At 54.2% G+C, this 21,688-nt stretch carries 18 protein-coding genes; 16 read left to right on the forward strand and 2 right to left on the reverse strand.

The genetic code is table 11. The features are described 5' to 3' along the window. Positions 1-58: 58 nt before the first annotated feature. From IM700_RS00750 to IM700_RS00800, 11 genes are all read left to right on the forward strand, one after another. Complete coding sequence (locus tag IM700_RS00750; RefSeq protein ID WP_193415671.1) at positions 59-2,554, forward strand: beta-mannosidase; 2,496 nt, start codon at positions 59-61, stop codon at positions 2,552-2,554. Positions 2,555-2,710: 156 nt separating this feature from the next. After that, positions 2,711-3,382 (forward strand): TetR/AcrR family transcriptional regulator, encoded by a 672-nt coding sequence (locus IM700_RS00755; protein WP_204801101.1) that lies wholly within the window; start codon positions 2,711-2,713, stop codon positions 3,380-3,382. A 34-nt stretch (positions 3,383-3,416) separates the two neighbouring features. Continuing rightward, positions 3,417-3,668, forward strand: a complete 252-nt coding sequence (locus IM700_RS00760; RefSeq protein ID WP_193415670.1) for a zinc ribbon domain-containing protein — start codon at positions 3,417-3,419, stop codon at positions 3,666-3,668. Between the two features lie 2 nt (positions 3,669-3,670). After that, positions 3,671-3,952: a TfoX/Sxy family protein gene (locus IM700_RS00765; protein ID WP_239483474.1), complete on the forward strand. Its 282-nt coding sequence runs from the start codon at positions 3,671-3,673 to the stop codon at positions 3,950-3,952. A 103-nt stretch (positions 3,953-4,055) separates the two neighbouring features. Next, complete coding sequence (locus tag IM700_RS00770; RefSeq protein WP_193415669.1) at positions 4,056-5,342, forward strand: alpha-L-fucosidase; 1,287 nt, start codon at positions 4,056-4,058, stop codon at positions 5,340-5,342. Positions 5,343-5,555: 213 nt separating this feature from the next. Then, positions 5,556-6,584, forward strand: a complete 1,029-nt coding sequence (locus IM700_RS00775; protein WP_193415668.1) for a LacI family DNA-binding transcriptional regulator — start codon at positions 5,556-5,558, stop codon at positions 6,582-6,584. A gap of 40 nt (positions 6,585-6,624) precedes the next feature. After that, on the forward strand, positions 6,625-8,082 hold the full coding sequence (locus tag IM700_RS00780) for an extracellular solute-binding protein (RefSeq protein ID WP_336244860.1): 1,458 nt from the start codon (positions 6,625-6,627) through the stop codon (positions 8,080-8,082). Between the two features lie 26 nt (positions 8,083-8,108). Then, positions 8,109-8,987 (forward strand): ABC transporter permease subunit, encoded by an 879-nt coding sequence (locus IM700_RS00785; RefSeq protein ID WP_193415667.1) that lies wholly within the window; start codon positions 8,109-8,111, stop codon positions 8,985-8,987. Between the two features lie 2 nt (positions 8,988-8,989). Further along, a complete protein-coding gene (locus IM700_RS00790; protein ID WP_155608314.1) occupies positions 8,990-9,862 on the forward strand; it encodes a carbohydrate ABC transporter permease in 873 nt (290 codons plus the stop codon). 18 nt (positions 9,863-9,880) lie between these two features. Then, positions 9,881-11,176 (forward strand): CehA/McbA family metallohydrolase, encoded by a 1,296-nt coding sequence (locus IM700_RS00795; RefSeq protein ID WP_193415666.1) that lies wholly within the window; start codon positions 9,881-9,883, stop codon positions 11,174-11,176. Next, complete coding sequence (locus tag IM700_RS00800; protein ID WP_193415665.1) at positions 11,173-12,423, forward strand: MFS transporter; 1,251 nt, start codon at positions 11,173-11,175, stop codon at positions 12,421-12,423. Before IM700_RS00795 ends, IM700_RS00800 begins: the two co-directional genes overlap by 4 nt. A gap of 205 nt (positions 12,424-12,628) precedes the next feature. Here the strand turns inward: IM700_RS00800 and IM700_RS00805 are convergent, their stop codons facing one another. Further along, complete coding sequence (locus tag IM700_RS00805; protein ID WP_193415664.1) at positions 12,629-13,528, reverse strand: transposase; 900 nt, start codon at positions 13,526-13,528, stop codon at positions 12,629-12,631. Positions 13,529-13,761: 233 nt separating this feature from the next. Next, complete coding sequence (locus IM700_RS00810; RefSeq protein ID WP_336244861.1) at positions 13,762-14,418, reverse strand: YitT family protein; 657 nt, start codon at positions 14,416-14,418, stop codon at positions 13,762-13,764. 201 nt (positions 14,419-14,619) lie between these two features. Between IM700_RS00810 and IM700_RS00815 the strand changes: the two genes are divergently transcribed. From IM700_RS00815 to IM700_RS00835, 5 genes are all read left to right on the forward strand, one after another. Then, the gene (locus IM700_RS00815) at positions 14,620-15,912 is read left to right on the forward strand and encodes a sensor histidine kinase (RefSeq protein ID WP_193415663.1); all 1,293 of its coding nucleotides are present in this window, start codon (positions 14,620-14,622) and stop codon (positions 15,910-15,912) included. Next, on the forward strand, positions 15,909-17,087 hold the full coding sequence (locus IM700_RS00820) for a PstS family phosphate ABC transporter substrate-binding protein (protein ID WP_193415662.1): 1,179 nt from the start codon (positions 15,909-15,911) through the stop codon (positions 17,085-17,087). Before IM700_RS00815 ends, IM700_RS00820 begins: the two co-directional genes overlap by 4 nt. A 121-nt stretch (positions 17,088-17,208) precedes the next feature. Then, positions 17,209-19,089 carry a molecular chaperone HtpG gene (htpG, locus tag IM700_RS00825; protein WP_193415661.1) on the forward strand — a complete coding sequence of 627 codons (1,881 nt, stop codon included), beginning with the start codon at positions 17,209-17,211 and terminating at the stop codon, positions 19,087-19,089. 111 nt (positions 19,090-19,200) lie between these two features. Continuing rightward, entirely contained in the window at positions 19,201-20,682 is a 1,482-nt protein-coding gene (locus IM700_RS00830) for an aminotransferase class I/II-fold pyridoxal phosphate-dependent enzyme (protein WP_193415660.1), read from the forward strand. A 57-nt stretch (positions 20,683-20,739) separates the two neighbouring features. Beyond that, complete coding sequence (locus tag IM700_RS00835; protein WP_193415659.1) at positions 20,740-21,681, forward strand: D-alanine--D-alanine ligase; 942 nt, start codon at positions 20,740-20,742, stop codon at positions 21,679-21,681. The last annotated feature ends 7 nt before the right edge of the window (positions 21,682-21,688 follow it).

Raw genomic sequence — 21,688 nt, forward strand, 5'->3', positions numbered from 1 at the left:
CCTCTTTAGTACAATCAAACCATAGTCAGGATAAAAAAGTACATGAGGAGGCAAAACGATGCTGCTTGTCGATTTGGGCGGAGCTTGGCGGATGAAACGGCTGGACCAGACCGAATGGAGCCCAGGGACGGTGCCGGGTTCGGTTTATTACGATTTATTGAATGCCGGGCAAATGCCGGATCCGTATTACCGTGATCAGGAGTACGAAGTGCTTGAGTTATCCAAATATGATTACGAATATGAACGGACGTTCCTTGTGGACGAGTCTGCGCTGGACCATGACCGGGTAGTGCTGCTTTGCGAAGGGCTGGACACGCTGGCCGAGGTGTACCTGAATGGGACAGCGATTCTAAACGCCGACAACATGCATCGCACGTACGAGGTAGACATGAAGTCGCTGCTGACCCTTGGGGAAAATCACATTTACGTGATCTTGCGATCGCCGGTCGAATATGTGCTGCGCAAACAGGCGGAACGTCCGCTGATCGGTTGCGCTGATGCTGTACCGGGCATATCGCATCTACGCAAGGCGCACTCGATGTTCGGCTGGGATTGGGGACCGCAGCTGCCCGACCTCGGGATTTGGAGGGAGATGACCGTCCGGGGTTACGATCGCGCCCGGATCGAGGACGTGTACGTCACGCAAACCCATGAACCCGGTAAGGTCATTTTGGACGTGCGCGTACGGACGGACAGCTGGGCGGAAGGGAACCGGGGGATCACGGTCCGTGTGACCAGCCCATCGGGTAACGTGGTTGAAACCGGCGTCCTGGAACGAAACGAGCCGTTAACGGTGGGGCCGGACGGTACTCTCCAGGAGCAACACATCCCGGTGGAGATTCCAAATCCGGAATTGTGGTGGCCAAATGGGCTCGGTGAGCAACCACTATATGAGGTTGAGGTCGTAGTGAGTGAGCAGGGGCGAGAACTGGACCGGCGCGAGCTGCGCATTGGACTGCGCACCCTGACGGTGCTGCAGGAAGAAGACGAATGGGGCGAATCGTTCCAATTTGTCGTGAACGGGATCCCGTTCTTTTCCATGGGGGCGGACTATATTCCGGAGGACAACATCTTCCCGCGCCGTAGCCGAGAGCGCACGGAGCAGCTGATTCGCAGCTGTGCCGAAGCCAACTTTAATACGATTCGCGTTTGGGGCGGAGGGCATTATCCGGAGGATTATTTTTACGACCTATGCGATGAATTTGGGATTGTCGTTTGGCAGGACCACATGTATGCGTGCGGCGTTTATGAGCTGACCGAAGAATTCAAGGAGAACATTACGCAGGAGACGATCGACAACATGAAGCGGCTGCGCCATCACGCCTCGCTGGGGCTGTGGTGCGGGAATAACGAACAGGAGCTGGCTTGGGACGAGTGGAATTGGGCGGAGCAAACCTCGCTGCAGCTGCAAGCGGACTACATCAAGATGTATGAGGTGTTACTGCCGGAGATCGCGAAGGAAATTGATCCGAACACGTTCTACTGGCGGGCTTCGCCGTCCTCGAAGGGGAGCTTCGATAAGCCAAATGACGAGAATTACGGAGACATGCATTATTGGGATGTGTGGCACGGCAAAAAGCCTTTCACCGCCTACCGCACGCTATACCCGCGTTACATGTCGGAGTTCGGCCTGCAGTCATTCCCGTCGCTTAAGACGGTGGAGACGTTTACGCTGCCTGAAGACCGGAACATCTTCTCGTATGTGATGGAATCCCACCAGAAAAACGGGACAGGGAACGAAAAAATTCTCTACTACATCGGGGAAACGTACCGTTATCCGAAGGATTTCTCCTCCTTGCTGTATGCCTCCCAGCTGATCCAAGCTGAAGGGATGCGCTGCGGGGTCGAGCATTGGCGGCGTTACCGGGGCCGCTGTATGGGAGCGCTGTACTGGCAGCTCAACGATATCTGGCCGGTGGCCTCCTGGTCGAGCATCGACTACTACGGGCGATGGAAGGCGTTGCAGTACGAGGCCAAGCGCTTCTTCGCCCCCGTGTTGGCATCCGCCTGCGAGGAAGGAACGCGGGTTGCGCTGCACGTATCCAACGAAAGCAAGCGGACCGCGAAAGGCCAGCTGGTCTGGACGCTGCGGAATGCGCGTTCCGAAGTGCTCCGGCAAGGAGAGCGGATGGCGGAAATCCCACCGTTTACCAGCAAGGAGCTGGAACAGCTTGATTTTGCCGGAGAGCTGGACACCAAAGCGAAGCTGCGGGAGACCTACCTCGAATATGCTTGGGTCGAAGACGGCGAGATCGTAAGCGGCAGCACGGTCCTGTTCGTGAAACCAAAGCACTTCGGGTTCGTTGACCCGGGCATCCAAGCCGTGATCACGGAGGCAGAAGATCGCTTTACGATAACGCTAACCTCAGAAGCGTATGCTCGGTTCGTAGAGCTGGATGTTACGGGGCTCGACGCGATTTTCAACGATAACTATTTCGATTTGTCGGCCGGGGCACAGAAGACGGTTACCGTCCTCAAATCGGCAATGAGTCGCCCGGCGGAGCTAGCCGAGCTGCGAGAGCGACTCACCGTTCGCAGCGTGTTCGATATTTAACCTGCAGAAGACAGGTGGGGGTGTTCCTTATGGGAACACTCTTTTTGTGTTCTGGAGAAGAAAAAACCAAAAGTTGACAATTCAACTCAATGGATTTATATTGAGTTTAAACTCAATGAGTTTCAACTCAATAATTTGTGAACGGAGAAATACTTCATGAACAGAGTATACGGGCCTTCAACAACGGACGGAATGGAGAGGGGGATTGCCTTGGAATTCAAGGGGAGCGGGGAGAAGGTTAAATCGCAGCGCCAGCAACAAAAGGAACAGACCCGTCAGCGGTTAATCGATACGGCGTTGTCTCTGTATGCCCGGGAAGGATTGATAGCCACTCGTACCGCGGATGTAGCTCGGGAGGCGGGAGTGTCGCACGGCACGATATTTGCCCATTTTGCCACGCAGGAGGCGCTCTTGAATGCAGTGATCGAGGCGTTTAGCGCACAGACGACCGCCCGGATGCATGAGCTGGCTTCCCAGGGAAGCAGCCTGCGCGAGGTGCTGCAGGCTCATTTGGCGGGGCTGCGGGAAGGAGAGACTTTTTATGCCCGGCTGGTCAGGGAAAGCCGGATGCTGCCGGACGAATCGCGGCATATCTTGACTGCGATCCAGTCGGTTGTATCCCATCATCTCTGCGCCGCTGCCGAACGGGAGATGCGGGCTGGTTTGATCCGGACCATGCCGCTTCATTTGCTGTTCAACACCTGGATCGGTTTGCTCCATTATTATTTGGCGAACGACGATCTATTTGCACCGGAGGGCTCTGTATTGGAACGTTACGGGGAGGAACTGCTGGAGCATTATCTAAGTTTGCTTGCGCCTCGGGGATAAGGGTACCTAGTCAAACTAAAAAGGAGTGTTTAAGATGAAAAGTTGTATTGCCTGCGGCATGCCCATGCAAGAGCCGTCCGAGTTCGCCTTAAGCGACACGAGTAAGGATTACTGCGTACACTGCGCGAGACCAGATGGTACGATGCAGTCGTTGGAGGAGAAGTTGAAATCTATGACCGACTTTATGGTTCGTACTCAAGGGCTGGACGCTCAGGCGGCCAGGTCCACCGCTCGAAGCCTGATGGCGCGGCTGCCGGCTTGGCAGGAGCAACTACGGGAAGGGTAGGGATGGGAATGGGTACTTTAAAACGGCAACTTCAACTTCAGGACCTCACTAATATCAGTACGGTAATTACGCGTAAATTGCGGCAAGCCGGACTGGACACGCCGGATCAGCTTTATGCGATGGGCAGCAAAGAAGCCTTTGTAAGAATTAAGCTTCAAGATCCTACGGCATGCCTGAACATGCTTTATGCGTTGGAAGGAGCCATTCGGGGCATACGCTGGCATCATATGGATGCGGAGGTTAAAAGCGAGCTCAAGGCATTCTTTGCAAAGGTAAACCAGTAAGCACTTTCCAAAAACGACATACCTATCGTAAAAACAACATATTTACCGTTCAAACCCCCAAAGCCTATCGTTAGAGAGAAAAATAACATTAGGGGGCATGACGATGCGGCCATGGTTTGAAGATGCCAAGTTGGGAATTTTTATTCATTACGGAATCTACGCGGTTGATGGCGTTTCGGAATCCTGGTCTTTCCATAATGGCGTGATCTCGTATGAGGAATACATGAAGCAGCTGAACGGTTTTACGGCGTCCCGGTTCGATGCGGACCAGTGGGCCGAATTGATCGAGCGCTCCGGGGCCAAATACGCGGTGTTGACGACGAAACATCATGATGGCGTAGCGCTGTTTGATACTCAATACAGCGGCTTGAGCGTGGTGAAGCGAACGCCGGCCGAACGCGACATCGTTAAGGAGTATGCCGAAGCGATCAAGAAACGGGGAATTCGGCTTGGCATGTACTATTCGCTGATCGACTGGTCGCATCCGGACTACCCTAGCGTGTATCCAAGCGGAGTCGTGCCTGAGGATTTGAACCAGGTTAACCGTTTCTCGGAGCCGCTGGACGGCATCCAGGACGAGGAGAGATGGCAGAGCTTCCTAGAGTTCAATCGGAATCAGCTGAAGGAGATTTTAACGAGGTACGGCGCAGTTGATTTACTCTGGTTCGACGGAGACTGGGAACGCAGCGCGGAGCAGTGGGGATTGCCGGAGTTTAAAACTTATCTTCGCTCCTTTAACCCGGATCTCATCTTCAATTCGCGCCTAGCCGGCCATGGAGACTACAAAACGCCGGAGCAAGGGCTGCCGATCACAAGACCCGAAGGACCTTGGGAGTTCTGCACGACGATCAATACGTCTTGGGGTTATCAACCGAAGGACCACAACTATAAATCGTTAAACCAAATGATCCGGATGTTCTGCGACTGTATTTCCATGGGCGGCAACATGCTGCTCAATATCGGTCCCCGCGAGGACGGGACGATCGATTCGAGACAAGTCGATATCCTGCTTGGATTGGGCGATTGGATTCGAACGCACGAAGAAGCGGTGTATGGAACCGCCGAAGGGATCATGACCCGGTATTGGTTAGGCGGAAGCACGCTCAGCAAAGACCGGAGGACGTTGTATCTATTCGTTTACGATGATCCGAAGGAAAGCGTCTGCTTAAAGGGATTATGCAATCCAATCCGCAAAATCACCGTCCTCCATACGGGCAAGGAGCTGAACTATGACATCCATGGTGGTGTGCCTTGGTTTAACATTCCGGGTACGACGTGGATATATATGACGCCGGAGGATTGCCATGCGCAGGTCACTGTCCTGAAGCTGGAGTTTGCCGAGCCCATCGAAATGTACGGCGGATCCGGCGCCGTTGTCACCCATAACTAGAGTTAGAGATTGCGAGACACATTCATTTTCTATCGATGAAAAACGGCCGATTGGCCGTTTTTTTTGTGCAATCTATTCATTTCAGTTAAACCGGTTTTACAGACCGCAGCGCTGCAATTTTACAAACTTCAGACGGGAAGACGAAACGGTTTTAACAAAACCGGTTTAATCTAGGTTCGTACTAGTACGAATTGTAGAGAGGATCGAGTGACCTTGGCAACGATTGATGATGTGGCAAAGGCGGCGGGGGTATCAAAGAGCACGGTATCCAGTGTGTTCAGCAAAAAACGCCCGATCAGCAAGGAAGTGACGGCAGAGGTTCTCCGGGTGGCAAAAGAGCTGAATTACCGACCAAACTACTGGGCCCGTAGTCTGGTGAACAAAACGACGCGCATCGTCGGCCTGAATATGCGGGGCGAACAGAAGGCGAAGCTGAACCAGTTTCAGTATTCGCTGCTCAACGGGGTGCTGCCCGTATGTTATGAGCAAGGGTATCGCCTGTTAATCAACAACGTGTCTTCTACCTACAAAAATCAGGTGGAACACATCGCCTCCGATCCGGTGGACGGCGAGATTATCCTTGATGCGGTGATCGGTGATTCCCGAATTGAGGATTGCTTACAGCGGGACCTTCCCATCGTTGTCATCGGTCGTCCGTCGGAGGAGGACGAGTCCCGTGTCTGTTATGTCGACAACGATAATGTCGGTATCGCTGCGAAAGCGACACAGTACCTGATGTCGCTTGGGCACCGTCGCATCCTGTTTCTGAATGCTCCGGCGAACCGTACCGTGGCGGTTGACCGCGGACAAGGCTACCTGAATGCGTTTGAGCAGGCAGGCTTAACGCCTCCGAGGGACATGATCGTACACAAGCCAGACGGAATCACCTCGTCGATGACGTTTGGCTGCGATACGGTGTTGGCCCAACTGCGTGCGGATCCCGGCATCACAGCGGTTCTTGCCGACACCGACTCGATGGCGCTAGGCGTGTACCAGGCCGCGGAGCGGCTTGGCCTAAGCATACCGGAGCAACTGTCCGTGTTGTCCTTCGCTTACGACAGCCCATTGGCGCAGGAATTTTCACCGCCCCTCACCGGGGTTCGGCTTCATGCCGACCAACTGGGGCAGGAGTCCATGCTGCTTTTGCTGGAGCAGCTCGAAACCGGCAAGCGTCTCGCCAAACGAACGCTAATTCCGGCAGAGATCGTGGTACGTGGCTCCTGCGCATCAACCCTAGGATAGGATAGGAATCTAGAAGAGAAACCAAGGAGGAAATCATCCAGTGAAAAGGAAAGCGACTCATCTCATGGCGCTGCTGGCGATTGGTTCGATGCTGCTGTCGGCCTGCGGCGGAAATACACCTAATAACGGTACCTCGGCGAATGGCGGGACGGACGAAACGCAAAACAGCGCTTCAACCGGAGCGCCATCGGAAACGCCGGCAGGGGACATGAAGCTGCGCATCTTGTCCGCCAACGTAGGCGGAAAAACGCCGGAGGAGAACGCCAAATTTGAGCAGGAAATCAAACGGTTAACGGGTATCGACGTGACAATTGAGCGCCCGGCCAGCGACTATGACCAAAAGGTGCTGACAGCGCTAGGTTCCGGTGAGAAATACGACCTCATCGAAGGCAGCGACCTCGGCAAGCTGAACAGCTTCGTCGAACAAGGCGCGCTGACTAACTTAACGGATTTCGTGCAAGGTTCGAGCCAATTGTCAGATCCAAGCGTCGTTCCATCCGCGGAATGGGATCAACTGAAAGGTCAAGACGGTAACATCTACGCCGTATTCTCCAAGTTTCAAGGCGGTACGATGCCGATCGGCCGCAAGGACTGGCTGGACAAGCTGAACCTGCAGGAGCCCAAAACGCTTGACGACTATTATAACGTGCTGAAGGCGTTCAAGGAGCAGGACCCGGACGGTAACGGCAAAGCCGATACATACGGGCTTAGCACCTCCGGCCTGTATGATATTCAAGGCTTCATGAGCGCGGCCGGGTTGAAATATCGTTACGTGCTGAAGGACGGAAAACGGACGATTCCGTATGCGTCGGATGCGGCAATCCCGATGTACGAATGGTTTGCTAAGCTGACTAAGGAAGGCATCATGGACCCGAACTTCGTCACGAACGATACGGGCAAGATGCGCAACCTGTTCCTGACCGACCGCGTCGGCATGGTCACGTATTGGGATGCCTGGGTCGGGATGTTCAACAGCACGCGGAAGGAAGCCGACCCGAACACCACGTTTGAGGCCAAAGCTTTGGCCAGTGCAACAGGACCGGATGGCAGCCTGCTGATGCGCCGCGGGGATCCGGACTACTGGATGATGCCAGTGAATGCCGAGCACCCGGATGCGGCGAAGAAGTTCTTGGAGTTTTGGCACACCGAAGCGGGAATTACGTTGGGCAGCCTGGGGATCGAAGGCGATGATTACACGAAGGACGGCGACCAGTACACACTGACTGCGACTGGCAAAGAGCATAACATGGACCACGGCGTACCGTTCTGGTACAACGAAACCGTGAAGCCGCCGTTCGGCAAGCTGCCGGGGGTTCAAGAAGCGCAGGATCTGGTCAAGCAGTACGCCACTTTGGAGCTGTCCTTGCCGGAGTGGGCCGACGCAGAGAAAATCGTGCAGAATTACGCCCTGAAGGCCATGTCCGGAGAAATGACGGCGGCTGATGCGGTGAGCCAAATGCAGAAGGAACTGAAAGCAGCTAATCTCATCGACGAATAGGCCAAAGATAGGATGTGACGATAACCATGAAAGCTCTTCGAAAACATGCAGCTTTATATCTCATGATGATCCCGGTAGCCATCTATTTTCTCATCTATGGTTATTATCCGCTCGTTAAAGGGCTGCAGGTCAGCTTTCAGGATTATCGACTCATGGGGGACGGTCCATATGCCGGGCTTGCGAATTATTCGCAGGTCTGGCATGACCCGTTCTTCTGGAAGTCGCTGACGAACACACTGGTGATCGGGGGAGGCATCCTGGCTTTCGGTTTTGTCGCTCCTCTGGTGCTAGCGTTGTCCTTAAACGAAGTGCTGCATGCCCGTTTCAAAAAAACAGCCCAAATGGTGCTCTACATTCCTCATTTACTGTCCTGGGTAATCGTCGGGGGAATCTGGATTTTCCTGCTGTCTCCCGATACCGGGCTGGTTAATCTATTGCTGCAGCGCTGGGCAGGCATGCCGCCGATTCATTTTCTGGCTGAGTCATTTTGGGCCCGCTTGGTGATGATCCTCGTGGCGACCTGGAAGGACATGGGCTATAACTGTATCTTGTTCATGGCCGGGATCGTGACGATTAATCCGTCTCTCTACGAAGCGGCGCGCATGGATGGGGCATCCCGTTGGCAGCAGGTTCGTTACGTAACGCTGCCCCAGTTACTGGGAACGATGAAGGTTGTTTTGCTGCTGAATACGATGGGCGTGTTGCGGATCTTTGATCAGGTATTTGTGCTGCGCAATCCATCTACCGCTCCGGATGTCGATGTATTGATGGTGTATACGTTTGAAAAAGGGATCATGAACATGCAGGTCGGCGTAGCCGCAGCCGCCAGCTTTCTGGTACTGCTGTTCACCCTGGCGCTGACGTTGGTCGTGCGCAAATTAACCCGATTTGACGAGGTGGGATAACGATGGGGAGCGAACGCTTCGAACGTTTGGGTTGGAAAAATAAATGGTTTGACGCCATAAATCTGCTTTTTCTGCTGCTGATGATGCTTGTGATGGTCGTTCCTTTTCTCAACGTGCTAGCTTTGTCGTTTTCGTCGGGGCTTGCCTCGATGCAGCCGGATATCGTACTGTTTCCGGCGGAGTTCAGCGCGGAGGGCTACCGGACGATTTGGGAGAGCCTTGACCTATGGCGGCCGTTCCTGAACAGCGCGATCGTTACCGTAGTCGGAACGATCCTGCACGTACTGCTGTCTTCGCTGGCAGGGTATGTATTAATCCATCCGCATGTGCCGGGAAAGAAGGGGATGATCACGTTTATTCTGCTAACGATGATGATTCCGCAGGAAGCGGTGCTGATTCCGCTGTACGTGGTAAATAAGGATTTTCATTTAATTAATACGCTGACGGTACTGGTGTTGTCCGGGTTGGTGTCCGGGTTTTCGATCCTGCTGATGCGGAACTTCTTCATGGGCATCCCTTACGAGATTGCCGAAGCCGGCCGAATCGATGGGGCAGGAGACTTCTGGATTTTCGCTAGAATCTATTTGCGTTTGGCCGCGCCTGGACTTGCCACCGTGTCGCTGTTCGAGTTTGTCGGACGCTGGAACATGTTTACGGCACCGCTCATTTTCATTAACGACAGCATGAAGTATACGCTGCAGGTCGCGCTGAAGTCGATCATCATCGATACGAGCAGCGTGTCGAGCAATTATCTGGTGACGACCAACGTAAAGATGGCCGGCATCGTGATCGCGATTCTCCCGCTGATTGCGGTATACCCGTTTGTGCAGCGGTTTTTCATGAAGGGCATCATGTTGGGAGCTAGCAAGGAATAGAAAGGATGCTGCTAGGTTATGGCAAAGAATCGGTTGGAGCACCAAGTTCAAATTCAGCTTGTTCAAGAGCAAGAACGGAGTTATCCGGAGGTCGCCTTTTCCGTTCCGGAAGAGGCGGAGTCCATCGAAGTTCAATATCGCTACGAAAAAAACGATCGTTCCGTGGTCGACCTTGGCTTGCGTTCACCGGACCGGATCATCGGTTGGAGCGGCGGGGCGCGGAACGGTTTTCAGATAGGTTTAGAAAAAGCAACCCCCGGTTATTTGGCCGGACCCATCCATCCAGGAGAATGGGCGGTGCTGCTAGGTGCCTATCGGGTCCCTGACGAAGGGATACTGGTAGAGGTTGAGATCACGATTACTTTAAAGCATCCGCATTGGCTTAAAGGCGACTTGCACGCCCATACCGTTCACAGTGACGGAAGCTATACAGTCAGCGAGGCACTGGCCTCCTGCCGGGAGAAAGGACTCGATTTCCTCGCGCTCACCGATCACAACACCGCTTCGCAAAATCGCTTTTCAGTGGCGCAGGAGGAAACGTTGCTGCTGATCCCCGGCGTGGAGATGACTAGCTATAAAGGCCATGCCAACCTGCTCAGGCATCCGGACGCGTTGACAGATTTCCGCGTGTTGACTCCGGAAGCAGCGGCCAAGGAGCTCCGGCAAGCACAAGAGAAAGGCGCGCTAGTCTCGCTGAATCACCCGTTCTGCCCGGACTGCCCATGGGAGCTTGGCTTCGACGTACCTTTCGATGCGATTGAGGTGTGGAACGGGCCGTGGCGGGAGCTCAACGAAACGGCGGTGGCCTGGTGGCAGCAGCGCCTTGCCGAAGGCCGGCGCATCGTGGCTGTCGGCGGCAGCGATACGCACCGAGACGATCCGTTCGTCCGGCACGGAGTGCCAACGGCGCATGTATACGTCGCTGAGGAGACGGTTGCGGCAGTGCTTGACGCCGTAAGGCGTGGTGCGGTGGTGCTGTCTATGGGGCCCGACGATGCCTTCATCACGTTGACGGCCGACGGGGTCGGCGTAGGCGATGAACTGGAGGCAGCGCCCGGACGGGTCGATGTAGAGCTGTTGATCACGATTCGCGGTGCACAGGGAGATCGCGTTAGCCTATGGTCGAACCACGGCCTGGAGCAGGAATGGACCGTGGAGGGGGGCGAGCGAAACCTCGTTTGCCGAATGCCAGCGGATCGGTTGTTTTACCGTGTGGAAGCGCGGCGATACTTGCTCGAGTGGGACCTTGAGGTCATGACTTGCCTGACCAATCCGGTCTATATCGCGCAGGGAACCGTAGGCGAGTCCGTATGAAGCCGGCGATCACGGATCCCCATCACGTATCCGGCAATACGACAATGTTGGACCGTCCTGCCAAGGCGCTGTTATCGGTCAACGCGCTGAACGCGTTAGGGAACGCCTTGTCCAACATCTTTATCAATGTATACTGGTACAAATTGACGAATGATATGTCGCAAACGCTGCTGTTCAACCTGGCTTCGTATTTGGTTTGGCTGCCGGCATTCGTAGCAGCCGGCTGGCTCAGTAAGCGCGTGGACCGCACGAAACCGCTGTGGATTGGCAGCGTGGTGCAAATGCTGTTCTACGTCGTCGTTCTCTTGTCGGGAAGCGAATCGCCGCAGTTCCTGTTGCCGCTCGGACTGATGTACGGGATCGGCCAGGGCTTCTACTGGATGTCGATGAACGTCTTATCCATCGACGTGACCGAAGCGGGTAACCGCAATTGGTTCAACGGCATCAACGGCGCGGCTGGCGCGCTGACGGGCATGGCCGGGCCGCTGATCGCCGGTGCGCTGGTCGAATCCCTGCCGTCGATGGCTGGCTACGCCGCCGTATTCCTTGCAAGCCTGCTGTGCTTCGCGCTGTCGCTGGGGGCGGCGCTGTTGCTGCCGAAACAGGCCGCTGCCGGCGTTTTTGAATGGCGCAGCCTGTTTGGGGTGCTGCGACATCGAGAGTGGCGCCACCTGAGCTGCGCCTTTGTTGGCGTAGCCTTTCGCGACGGTGTACTGACGATCGCGATTTGGCTCTGGGTGTTCCTCGCGACCGGCAGCGAGAACGCCACCGGCCGGTTTGCTTTCGCCACGACGTTGCTCTCCGTCGCCAGCTTCTACCTGATCGGCCGCTTCGGCCACGATCGTTACCGTTGGCGTTACCTCGTCCTCGGCGCTCTGTTGATGGGGGTGTCCCTGCTCGGGATCACCGCGCATCTGGCGGCCTGGACGCTGGTATTGTACGGCGTGATCAGCGCGGTCGCCCGGCCGTTCTTCGACACGCCGTTTAATACGCTAACCTTTAATGCGGTGAGCCGATGGGACCAGGGTGGTCGTCTTCGTATCGAGCTGATGGTTTGGCGAGAAATGGCACTAAGCGCCGGGCGAATCTCCGGCGTTGCGCTGCTATTCGGAATCTATCGGCGAGGAACAGAAGGGCTGGAGACAAGTTTATCGTTGTTCCTCGTTGTCGTTATTGCGATGGGCCTGCTGCCGCTCCTTTTTATCCGGCGAGCGATGAAGGACCAAGGGAAGGTGATAGAAAAATAGAAGATAGATCCTATGTGGCCCCTTCCCAATCCCCTCTGTGCACCCCTTTGCATGATTATCCCGTACGATCAGGCTCAGAGTAATCGAGCTAACTGACAGGGAGCAAAGAAGCCGCCGCCGCTGGATGATAACTTCAGAAATTAGGTAGCTGATAAGGAAGTTGAAAGGCAATTAGCCATCCCCGCTGTTGTCAAGTTGCTACATATCAGGCTACAGCGGAAAGAGGGCGGCTCGGATGATGCATGATCAGTTGAGAATAAGGAATTGCCGGAATTGCCACACACAGGCATAGCAATTTCTCGTGCATCGCCTCTCTCGCACCGAGCAAGTACAGTCGGCGGCGTAAGGTATACTCGTTCAAATACGCCTGCAAATGCTTTGGTCCCAAGGCTATATATGTACTCTTCAAAGACACCCATGCTTCTCTGACTACTTTCCGCAAGGGTGAATACAGTTGAAAGGCCAGAGGAAACGAATGCACTTCGGATATACGGGCATCCACATGATCATTGATGAAAGCGGTGAGTTCATGACGGGTTGCCCTATTTTCCCTTCCACGCTTATGAGGGATTAGCTGGATTTTGACCTGTTCCGGCTCCCCCGACTCCGTCACCGTACAGCCAGCTATAACAGCCGAGGCATGGGGTTGGGAAAGCTTACACCGGGATGGATCGTAACCATATGTATCGCTATTCACCTTCACATCCCCGCTCAATATCTCGCGGGCGTCGAATTCGCCAACGGCATGGCGTATTTTGTGCAGCATCAACCAAGCGGTCTTGTAAGTAACCCGAATGACCCGGTGCAACCGCATTGCAGAGATCCCATCCGGGAGCAGGAACAATTCCAGGGCGTGAAACCACTTCAACAGTGGAAGGCGCGTTCCTTCAAAAATGGTGCCAACCAAAGCCGAAGTTTGATGCGCGCACTTTCCGCACTCGAATAGGGGGATACGCCGGGAGGTCAATTGGCTGCAACGCGTGTAGGCACATCTCGGGCAGACAAAGCCGTTCGGCCACTTCATCGCGATCAGCGCCTCCATACAGTCCTGCTCACGATTATAACGGTGTAATGGTTGAACAATGATTCCTGTATTAACCTCCATATTGACGTCCCCCTCCATTAATTTATGCGTACATACGTTCTCGCCATTAGTTAAATTATACCAAACATGTGTTCTTATTTCAAGTTAAAAATCAGGGGAATAATCCCTCTTCTTTTCTTTTTTTCCAATCCCCGCCATCCTTGGCGCCCTGATCGATAGGGATAATCATGCAAAGGGGGAACAAAGGTAGGAGCGGAGGACCGGGAGGCGGAGGAGTGGCAGAGTCCTCGACCTCATTTCCTGCGCCAGGCCATGAAATATAAGGGGCGCTTCCCGATGACCGAAGGGGTATGCAGCCATTTGACGATTCGAGTGGACAACCATTGGCAGAGTAAGGCTTGAATGATGATTTTCCAATCGATAACGATAGCCGTCAGAAGAAAAATGCCGCCGTTCATCCAAAACAACGCAGATCCAGGGTTGATCCTCTTCCGCTTGGCGATGGCGAGCGCGACGAAGCCGATTCCGCCGTTCGTCACCCGTTCTCGAAACAGGATGGAAATGCCGATACCTAGAAAGAGAGAACCAATGAACAAGTTAATCCATACGTTGGCAAAGGGGCTATGGAAGTAAACGTCAAAATAATTAACGGATACCGAGGTCACCGTGATGACCATGATGGTCCCGATTGCGCTGATCCGCCCCAAGTAATGGACGGCGAAGAGGAGAAAGGAGATATTGGTCAGCCATAAGCCAAGGCTCATTGGCATCCCGAACCAGTAGTTGAGCAGCACGGCAATCCCTGCGCCACCGCCGGAGGGGATCGAATGGGGAAACAGGAATACTCCCATGGCGAAGCCTTGAATTAAGGAGCCTGCAAAGATATGGGAACTCTTTTGCCATAAACGGCGTAGAAAATAAGCCCGGACCGGGGCGCGATTTGTCGACACTTAAATCATCCTTCAGGAAGATGGAATGGCAGGCTAGTCCTGCTTGTACAGCCTATGCGCCTAAACAGGCAGGCATGCCAAAGACACATCCGCGATCCATGTTTTGTTGCCGGAGAAAAAGGGTTTATGGGGTGAAATATGGAATAAAAGGGATATACATAACAGGGTGAAACCCAATCAGCCGATGAAGGGGGAGCGCGCATGACCATTCTGAAAGATATTATTCTTCAGCTCTTCTTTGCCCATATGCCGTTTGTCATGTATAGCGTGTATTATCGTGATCAGTCCAAGAATTACACGCAAAAATTTATTGCGATCACTAGCATGATTTGTTTGTTCATTTCCATGACTTTCGGGGCTAGCGTGGTCAGCGGCTATTTTTACGACATTAGGTATACTATCATGTTTTTTGGTTTGATCTTTGGAGGCTTGCAGACGGGGTTCGCTCTCTTGGCGGAATTTGTTCTGTTCCGTTTATATATCGGGGGCGACGGTACGTTTATTGCGATGGTGATCATGTTGGTGACGTTCCCGGGTTCTTACCTGCTTTACCGTATTTACCGGAAGTCCGAACGGAAATCACTGGTTTTATTACTGGCTGGTGTGTTCTTCTCCGTAACGCCTCTGTTGTTCGTTTATCTGGAGAATCCGCAATCGGTCATCCGTAACTTGAGCTTTCACTTATTAGTCATTCCGATGCAGAACCTGGTTGGCTGCTGGCTGCTGATTACTCTGTTCAGAAAAGCGGTCACTGATAAAGAGTTGTTCATTAGCTATGCGCAAAATGAGCGGGTGCGGGCGATCAGCCACGTTGCGGCTTCGCTGGTCCATGAAGTGCGGAATCCACTGACTGCGGTGAAGGGATTTCTCACGCTGATTCGCGATGGCGTAACGGACCGCGGGCGGATTGAGCGCTACATTGAAATCTGCATGAGTGAAATTGCCCGGACGGAATACATACTGTCCGAGTATCTGGCCATTTCCAAGCCGATTGGCGATAAGCAGGAGCCTACCGACCTTGAGGAGTTGCTGCGGATCACGAAGGATGTCATGAGTCCGTATGCCAATATGCACAACGTGCTGCTCGAAATCAGCCATCCTCCGGAGACGGTGTGGATTCTAGCCAATCCCGATAAAATGAAGCAAGTGCTCGTAAATTTTATCAAAAATGCCGTTGAAGCGTGCGCCGAAGTGTCGCATGCCCGCGGCAAGGTTACTTTGCGGCTGCAGATCGCAGCTCGCAAGGTCACGTTAACCATTCAGGATAACGGAATCGGCATGACCGAAGAACAGGCCAAACGGCTGGGTTCGGTCTATTTTTCCACCAAATCCTCCGGGACGGGACTCGGCATGACCTTCTCCTACCAAGCCATTCTCTCCTTTGGCGGAACGGTGAACGTACAAAGCGAACCCGGCGCGGGGACGAAGTTTACGATCCAATTGCCGATTTATACCCGAGACGTGGAAGAAGCAAGGGAGGCTGTTGAAGCATGAGCAGGCAAGGCGGAGAACTTGTGGTGAAAATCGTGTTGTTCGTATTCTTATCCGGCGTGTTTATATTTCTCGGATTTTTTGCCGGATTGATCGTTTCTATTTCGGGCGGCGCGATATTCTACGCGCCACTGGTGCTGATCGCGACAGCTGTAGGGGTCCTATTTCTGGCCTTCTTCTTGTTCTTGCCAACACGTCACCGGCGCAAGTTGTACGTATCGATGCTTGCAATCGTCGTCTTGGGAGGCTTGACGACGGCGGGTTACGAGATCCGCGAGGCGTATCATCACCGGATTCCGGTCGTCAGCGACCAGGAGGTGAACATGGAGCCGTACCGGCCGTTCGGGGATACAGGCAAGCTGGCATTGTTGCCGGAACCGTCGGAATTGACATTGACGAAGGATCTGCCGCGGATGGACGGGGCAACGGCACTTTATCCGCTGTATGCCGCGTTTGCGCAGGCGGTGTATCCGCGCCAAGAATACGATCTTTATCAAAGTGAAGTCATGGTGAATACAACGCCCGTGGCTTATAAGAATCTCATCGAAGGCCAAGCGGATATCATCTTTGTCGCTGCGCCGTCGGAAGGTCAAAAGGCTGCCGCCCGCAAACAAGGCAAGGAATTGAAGTTCACCCCTATTGGCCGTGAAGCGTTCGTTTTTTTTGTCAACGCCTCCAATCCGGTGTCCGGATTGACGACGGAGCAAATTCGCGGGATCTACTCGGGAGAAATCACCCGCTGGAGCGAAGTGGGGGGGGACGGGGGGAGCATCCGAGCGTTTCAGCGGCCGGAGGATAGCGGAAGTCAATCGATGCTGGTCCGGGTGATGGACGGCCGGGAGCTGGCCAAACCTCCCAAGGAGGATGTCGAATCCGGGATGGGCGGCATCATTTCGCGGACCGCGGATTACCGCAATTACAAAAACGCGCTCGGCTACACCTTTCTGTTTTATGCTACCGAGATGGTGCGAAACGGGAATATCCGCCTGCTGAGTATTGACGGCGTGAAGCCGGAGCGGGCGACGATCGCCAGCGGCGAATACCCGTTAGCGGCGGAGTTCTACGCGGTAACGGCAGGCAGCGACAATCCGAATGTGGAGAAGCTGATCGATTGGATTTTGTCCCCACAAGGTCAGTCTTTAGTGGAGCAAACGGGTTATACCCCCCTCTTTCCCTAGAACATATTGACACTCGAATTCTGGATCGATAAACTAAAAAATAGGAATTAGCACTCTGTCCCTCAGAGTGCTAATATATTGTTAGACAAGTTACCCCATGCGGCGAAAGGAGATTTGTTTCATGGCGAAAAAGCAGTTTAAAGCCGAATCGAAAAGATTGCTGGAAATGATGATCAACTCGATTTATACGCAGCGGGAGATTTTCCTGCGCGAGCTGATTTCAAACGCCAGCGATGCCATCGATAAAATTTATTACCGGGCGTTAACCGATGACCAGTTGGTGTTTAACAAGGACGATTACTTTATCAAGATCCAGGCGGACAAAGCAACCCGTACCTTGATTATTTCCGATACCGGTATTGGGATGACGAAGGACGAGATGGAGAACAATCTAGGCATTATCGCAAACAGCGGCTCGTTTGCATTCAAAAACGAGAATGAGCTGAAGGACGGCCATAACATCATCGGGCAGTTTGGCGTGGGCTTCTATTCCGCGTTCATGGTCGCGGACGTGGTTACCGTCATCAGCCGGGCGCTGGGCTCGGATGAAGCCTATAAGTGGGAGTCCCGGGGGGCTGACGGATATACGATTGAGTCGTGCGAGAAGGCGGAGGTCGGCACAGACATTATTTTGCAGATCAAAGAGAACACCGAAGACGATCAATACGACGAATACCTCGAGGAATACCGGCTGAAGTCGATCGTGAAGAAATATTCCGATTTCATCCGTTACCCGATCAAAATGGACGTCACGAGCAACCGGCCGAAGGAAGGCAGCGAAGGCGAATACGAGTCGTATACGGAAGAGCAGACCGTGAACAGCATGGTGCCGATCTGGCGCAAGAACAAATCCGAGCTGACGGACGAGGATTATGAGAACTTTTATATGGAAAAACGTTACGGATTCGACAAACCGGTATCGCATATCCATATCAAGGCGGATGGCGCGGTCGTGTACAATGCGATTTTGTACATTCCGGAGACGACGCCGTTTGACTATTACACCAAGGAATACGAAAAAGGGCTGGAGCTGTATTCAAACGGCGTGCTGATCATGAACAAATGCGCCGACCTGCTGCCGGACTATTTCAGCTTCGTCAAAGGGATGGTGGATTCCGAGGATCTCTCGCTTAACATTTCGCGGGAAATGCTGCAGCATGACCGTCAGTTGAAGGCGATCGCGAAAAATATTCAGAGCAAGATCAAGAGCCAATTGCAGACGCTGCTCAAGGATGGGCGCGACAAATACGAGAAGTTTTACGCTTCATTTGGCCGTCAACTGAAGTTTGGCGTGTACAACGACTATGGGATGAACAAGGACGTGCTTCAGGATCTGCTGCTGTTCACTTCGTCCAAGGAGAAGAAGCTCGTCACGCTAGATGAATACGTCTCCCGCATGCCGGAGGACCAAAAGTATATTTACTATGCCGCCGGCGAATCGGTGGAACGTCTGGAGAAGCTGCCGCAAACCGAGCTGGTGCTTGATAAAGGGTACGAGATTCTGTATTTCACCGACGATATCGACGAATTTGCGATCAAGATGATCATGAAATACAAGGACAAGGAATTCAAGTCGGTGTCGAGCGGCGACTTGGGGATCGAAGCCGAGGCTTCCGAAGACAAAACCGATGCGGACGAGAACAAGGAATTGTTCGCGGCGATGAAGGAATTGCTGGCGGGCAAGGTGAAGGAAGTCAAAGCATCCAAACGCCTGAAATCGCATCCGGTCTGCCTATCGACGGAAGGCGAGCTGACGATCGAGATGGAAAAGGTGCTGAATGCGATGCCTGGCGCGGACGGACAGTCGGTTAAGGCGGACAAGGTGCTGGAGCTCAACGTGAACCATGACGTGTTCCAGTCACTGAAGAAAGCTTACGACAGCGATAAGGAGAAGCTGGCTTTGTACACGAACCTGTTGTACAATCAAGCGCTCTTGATCGAAGGATTGCCGGTCAGCGACCCGGTTGAATTTACGAACGACATTTGTAAAGTGATGCTGTAAGCGGGCAGGGGCCCGAGAGGATGGGAACCACCTTCTTGCGAAAAAGGCGAGAGGGTGGTTCTTTTGTTTTTGGCTTGGAATGTGCCATCATGAGGGTGGGGGCGATAAGTAGTGTTTAATGATTTCAAACTCGTGGCCGAGGCGCCGGTGTATGTGCAGGTGAAAAATTATATCAAACGTCTGATGATGCAAGGGGCTTTGCAGGCGGGTCAACGGCTTCCGTCGACACGGGAGCTGGCCGAGCTGCTAGGGGTTAGCCGGGGCAGCATCATTGCCGCTTACGAGGCATTAACCGACGAAGGACTCGCATACGCGGTTACGGGAAAGGGGAGCTTCGTGGCCGAGGTGTCCACACCAGGGGCACATGCCATCCCGGCCTGGCGAATGGATTGGCATGAACGAATGAACCGGCAAGCCCGGCTGTCCGTGGAGCTCGACCATATGAAACGCAGCTGGCCCGGCCTGCGGGCGGGTAAAGGCAAGATATTGTTTACGAGCATCGCCCCTGACGAGCAACTGTTTGATCTGGAGAACGTAAAACGCGCTTTTTTGGATCGGATGGCAGTGGAAGGCCGTGTCCTGTTGAACTATGGTTACGCCAAAGGATATAAACCGCTCATTGATGATTTGCTTAAATATATGGAACACAAAGGCGTGGATCTAACGGGCAAGGATATGCTGATCACCAGTGGATTTACCGAAGGGCTGGACATCGTCCTGTCGGCGATCGGGCGGGATGGCGGTGCGGGCGGGCGCATGCTATGCGAAAATCCGACGCACCAGACCGCAATCAAAAATTTGCGGCGGCACGGGTTCGAGATCTCCGGCATTCCGATGGAACCGGACGGCCTGGACTTGGCTGCACTGGAACGGGAACTCAACAAGCATGCGTTCGACGGCGCGTTTCTGGTGCCGTCCTACCACAATCCAACCGGCATCGTGACGTCCGCCGAGAAACGGCTGGCCCTGCTGGAGCTGCTTGGCCGCTACCGCGTACCGATCATTGAGGACGGCTTTAATGAGGAGTTGAGGTACTCTGGTTCCCATGTTGCCCCTTTGATCGCGATGGCAGGGCAGGGGAACGGGGTGGTGTACCTGGGGAGCTTCTCCAAGGTGTTGTTTCCGGGCATTCGCGTCGGTTGGGTGCTGGCGGACCGGGAACTGATCGAGGTGCTGGAGAGCGTCAAGCGGGCGCGCAGCATTCATACTTCGACGCTGGACCAATCACTGCTGTATCAATATTTGCTGAACGGCAACCTGGAGAAATATTTGAAACGGGCCCGGACCGAATACCGGCGAAAATACGAATGGACGAAAGCCTGCTGCGAACGGGAGGTGCCGTATTCCCGGCTGTCAGGCAGCGGGGGCTTACATTTGTTCCTGGAGTTTCCGGACGGGTTCGATACGTGGGAGTTGCTGGAGCTTTGCGCGAATCAGGGCGTGTTGTTTACGCCCGGAGATATGTTTTACGTGGACGGCAGGGGAAGGAACACGATGCGGATCGGTTTCTCGCGCGTGTCAGAGGAGGACATCGAGAGGGGAATTCGCTTGATCGGCGAAATGGCCTCGAAGCTGCTAGGGGATCAGAATTAGCTGCGGATCGCTTGTTTGCGGCTTGGACTTAAACAACGGTTGAAGGAGAGGAATCGGATGAAAGTAGGGGTAATTATGGGCGGCGTCTCCTCGGAACGCGAGGTTTCGCTGATGACGGGGAAGGAAATCGTGGGGCGGCTGAATCCAAACAAGTATGATGTGGTGCCGATTGACGTGACGAGACGGGAGGAATTAATCGACCGGGTGCGGGGTATCGACTTCGCTTTGCTTGCGCTGCATGGTGCGTTTGGCGAGGATGGTACGGTGCAGGGCGTGCTGGAGACGCTAGGGATTCCCTACTCCGGCAGCGGCGTATTATCCAGCAGCTTGTGCATGGATAAGAACCTGACGAAGCGGCTGCTAAGGGCCGAAGGCGTGATTACGGCGGACTGGGCCTATCTGGACCGGGCTAGATTGGCCGACGGATCGTGGGAAAACGAGGTGGCGGGACTCGCGTATCCCCTCTTCGTCAAGCCGAATGCGGGAGGCTCCAGCATTGGCGTACAGCGCGTCGACCGGCCGGAGTTGTTGCGCGGTGCGCTTACGGAGGCGTTCCGTTGGGACGCATCCGTGATCGTCGAGTCTCTGGTAAACGGCCAAGAGATCACCTGTCCAATCCTGGATGGGGAGCTGCTTCCGGTGTTGGGCATCCAGGCCAATGGGGCGGAGTGGTTCGACTACGAAGCCAAATACAGCGACGGCGGGGCGGAGGAGCGGCCGATAACCTTGCCGTCCGACGTAGAAATGCGGGTCCGGGAGTCGGCGCTGGCCTGCTATCGGGTGCTGCAATGCCGTGTGTATGCCCGAGTCGATATGATCCTCCAAGACGGCATCCCTTACGTGCTTGAGGTGAATACGCTGCCGGGGATGACGGCGAACAGCTTGCTTCCCCGCAGCGCCGCAGCCGCCGGTATGAGTTACGGCGAACTGCTCGACCGGATCATCGAGCTGTCGCTGGTCGAGCGGGGCAGCGGTGTTCCTGCCCTTCATTCTTTATAGACGCGCT

This window comes from Paenibacillus rhizolycopersici, assembly GCF_014947195.2.
GTDB classification, from domain to species: Bacteria; Bacillota; Bacilli; order Paenibacillales; family Paenibacillaceae; genus Fontibacillus; species Fontibacillus rhizolycopersici.

What these genes read in the sequence shown, in the direction of transcription:
- IM700_RS00750 (WP_193415671.1), top strand. Translation starts at nt 59, where the DNA reads ATGCTGCTTGTCGATTTGGGCGGAGCTTGGCGGATGAAACGGCTGGAC.
- IM700_RS00755 (WP_204801101.1), top strand. Translation starts at nt 2,711, where the DNA reads ATGAACAGAGTATACGGGCCTTCAACAACGGACGGAATGGAGAGGGGG.
- IM700_RS00760 (WP_193415670.1), top strand. Translation starts at nt 3,417, where the DNA reads ATGAAAAGTTGTATTGCCTGCGGCATGCCCATGCAAGAGCCGTCCGAG.
- IM700_RS00765 (WP_239483474.1), top strand. Translation starts at nt 3,671, where the DNA reads ATGGGAATGGGTACTTTAAAACGGCAACTTCAACTTCAGGACCTCACT.
- IM700_RS00770 (WP_193415669.1), top strand. Translation starts at nt 4,056, where the DNA reads ATGCGGCCATGGTTTGAAGATGCCAAGTTGGGAATTTTTATTCATTAC.
- IM700_RS00785 (WP_193415667.1), top strand. Translation starts at nt 8,109, where the DNA reads ATGAAAGCTCTTCGAAAACATGCAGCTTTATATCTCATGATGATCCCG.
- IM700_RS00790 (WP_155608314.1), top strand. Translation starts at nt 8,990, where the DNA reads ATGGGGAGCGAACGCTTCGAACGTTTGGGTTGGAAAAATAAATGGTTT.
- IM700_RS00795 (WP_193415666.1), top strand. Translation starts at nt 9,881, where the DNA reads ATGGCAAAGAATCGGTTGGAGCACCAAGTTCAAATTCAGCTTGTTCAA.
- IM700_RS00800 (WP_193415665.1), top strand. Translation starts at nt 11,173, where the DNA reads ATGAAGCCGGCGATCACGGATCCCCATCACGTATCCGGCAATACGACA.
- IM700_RS00805 (WP_193415664.1), bottom strand. Translation starts at nt 13,528, where the DNA reads ATGGAGGTTAATACAGGAATCATTGTTCAACCATTACACCGTTATAAT.
- IM700_RS00815 (WP_193415663.1), top strand. Translation starts at nt 14,620, where the DNA reads ATGACCATTCTGAAAGATATTATTCTTCAGCTCTTCTTTGCCCATATG.
- IM700_RS00820 (WP_193415662.1), top strand. Translation starts at nt 15,909, where the DNA reads ATGAGCAGGCAAGGCGGAGAACTTGTGGTGAAAATCGTGTTGTTCGTA.
- htpG (WP_193415661.1), top strand. Translation starts at nt 17,209, where the DNA reads ATGGCGAAAAAGCAGTTTAAAGCCGAATCGAAAAGATTGCTGGAAATG.
- IM700_RS00835 (WP_193415659.1), top strand. Translation starts at nt 20,740, where the DNA reads ATGAAAGTAGGGGTAATTATGGGCGGCGTCTCCTCGGAACGCGAGGTT.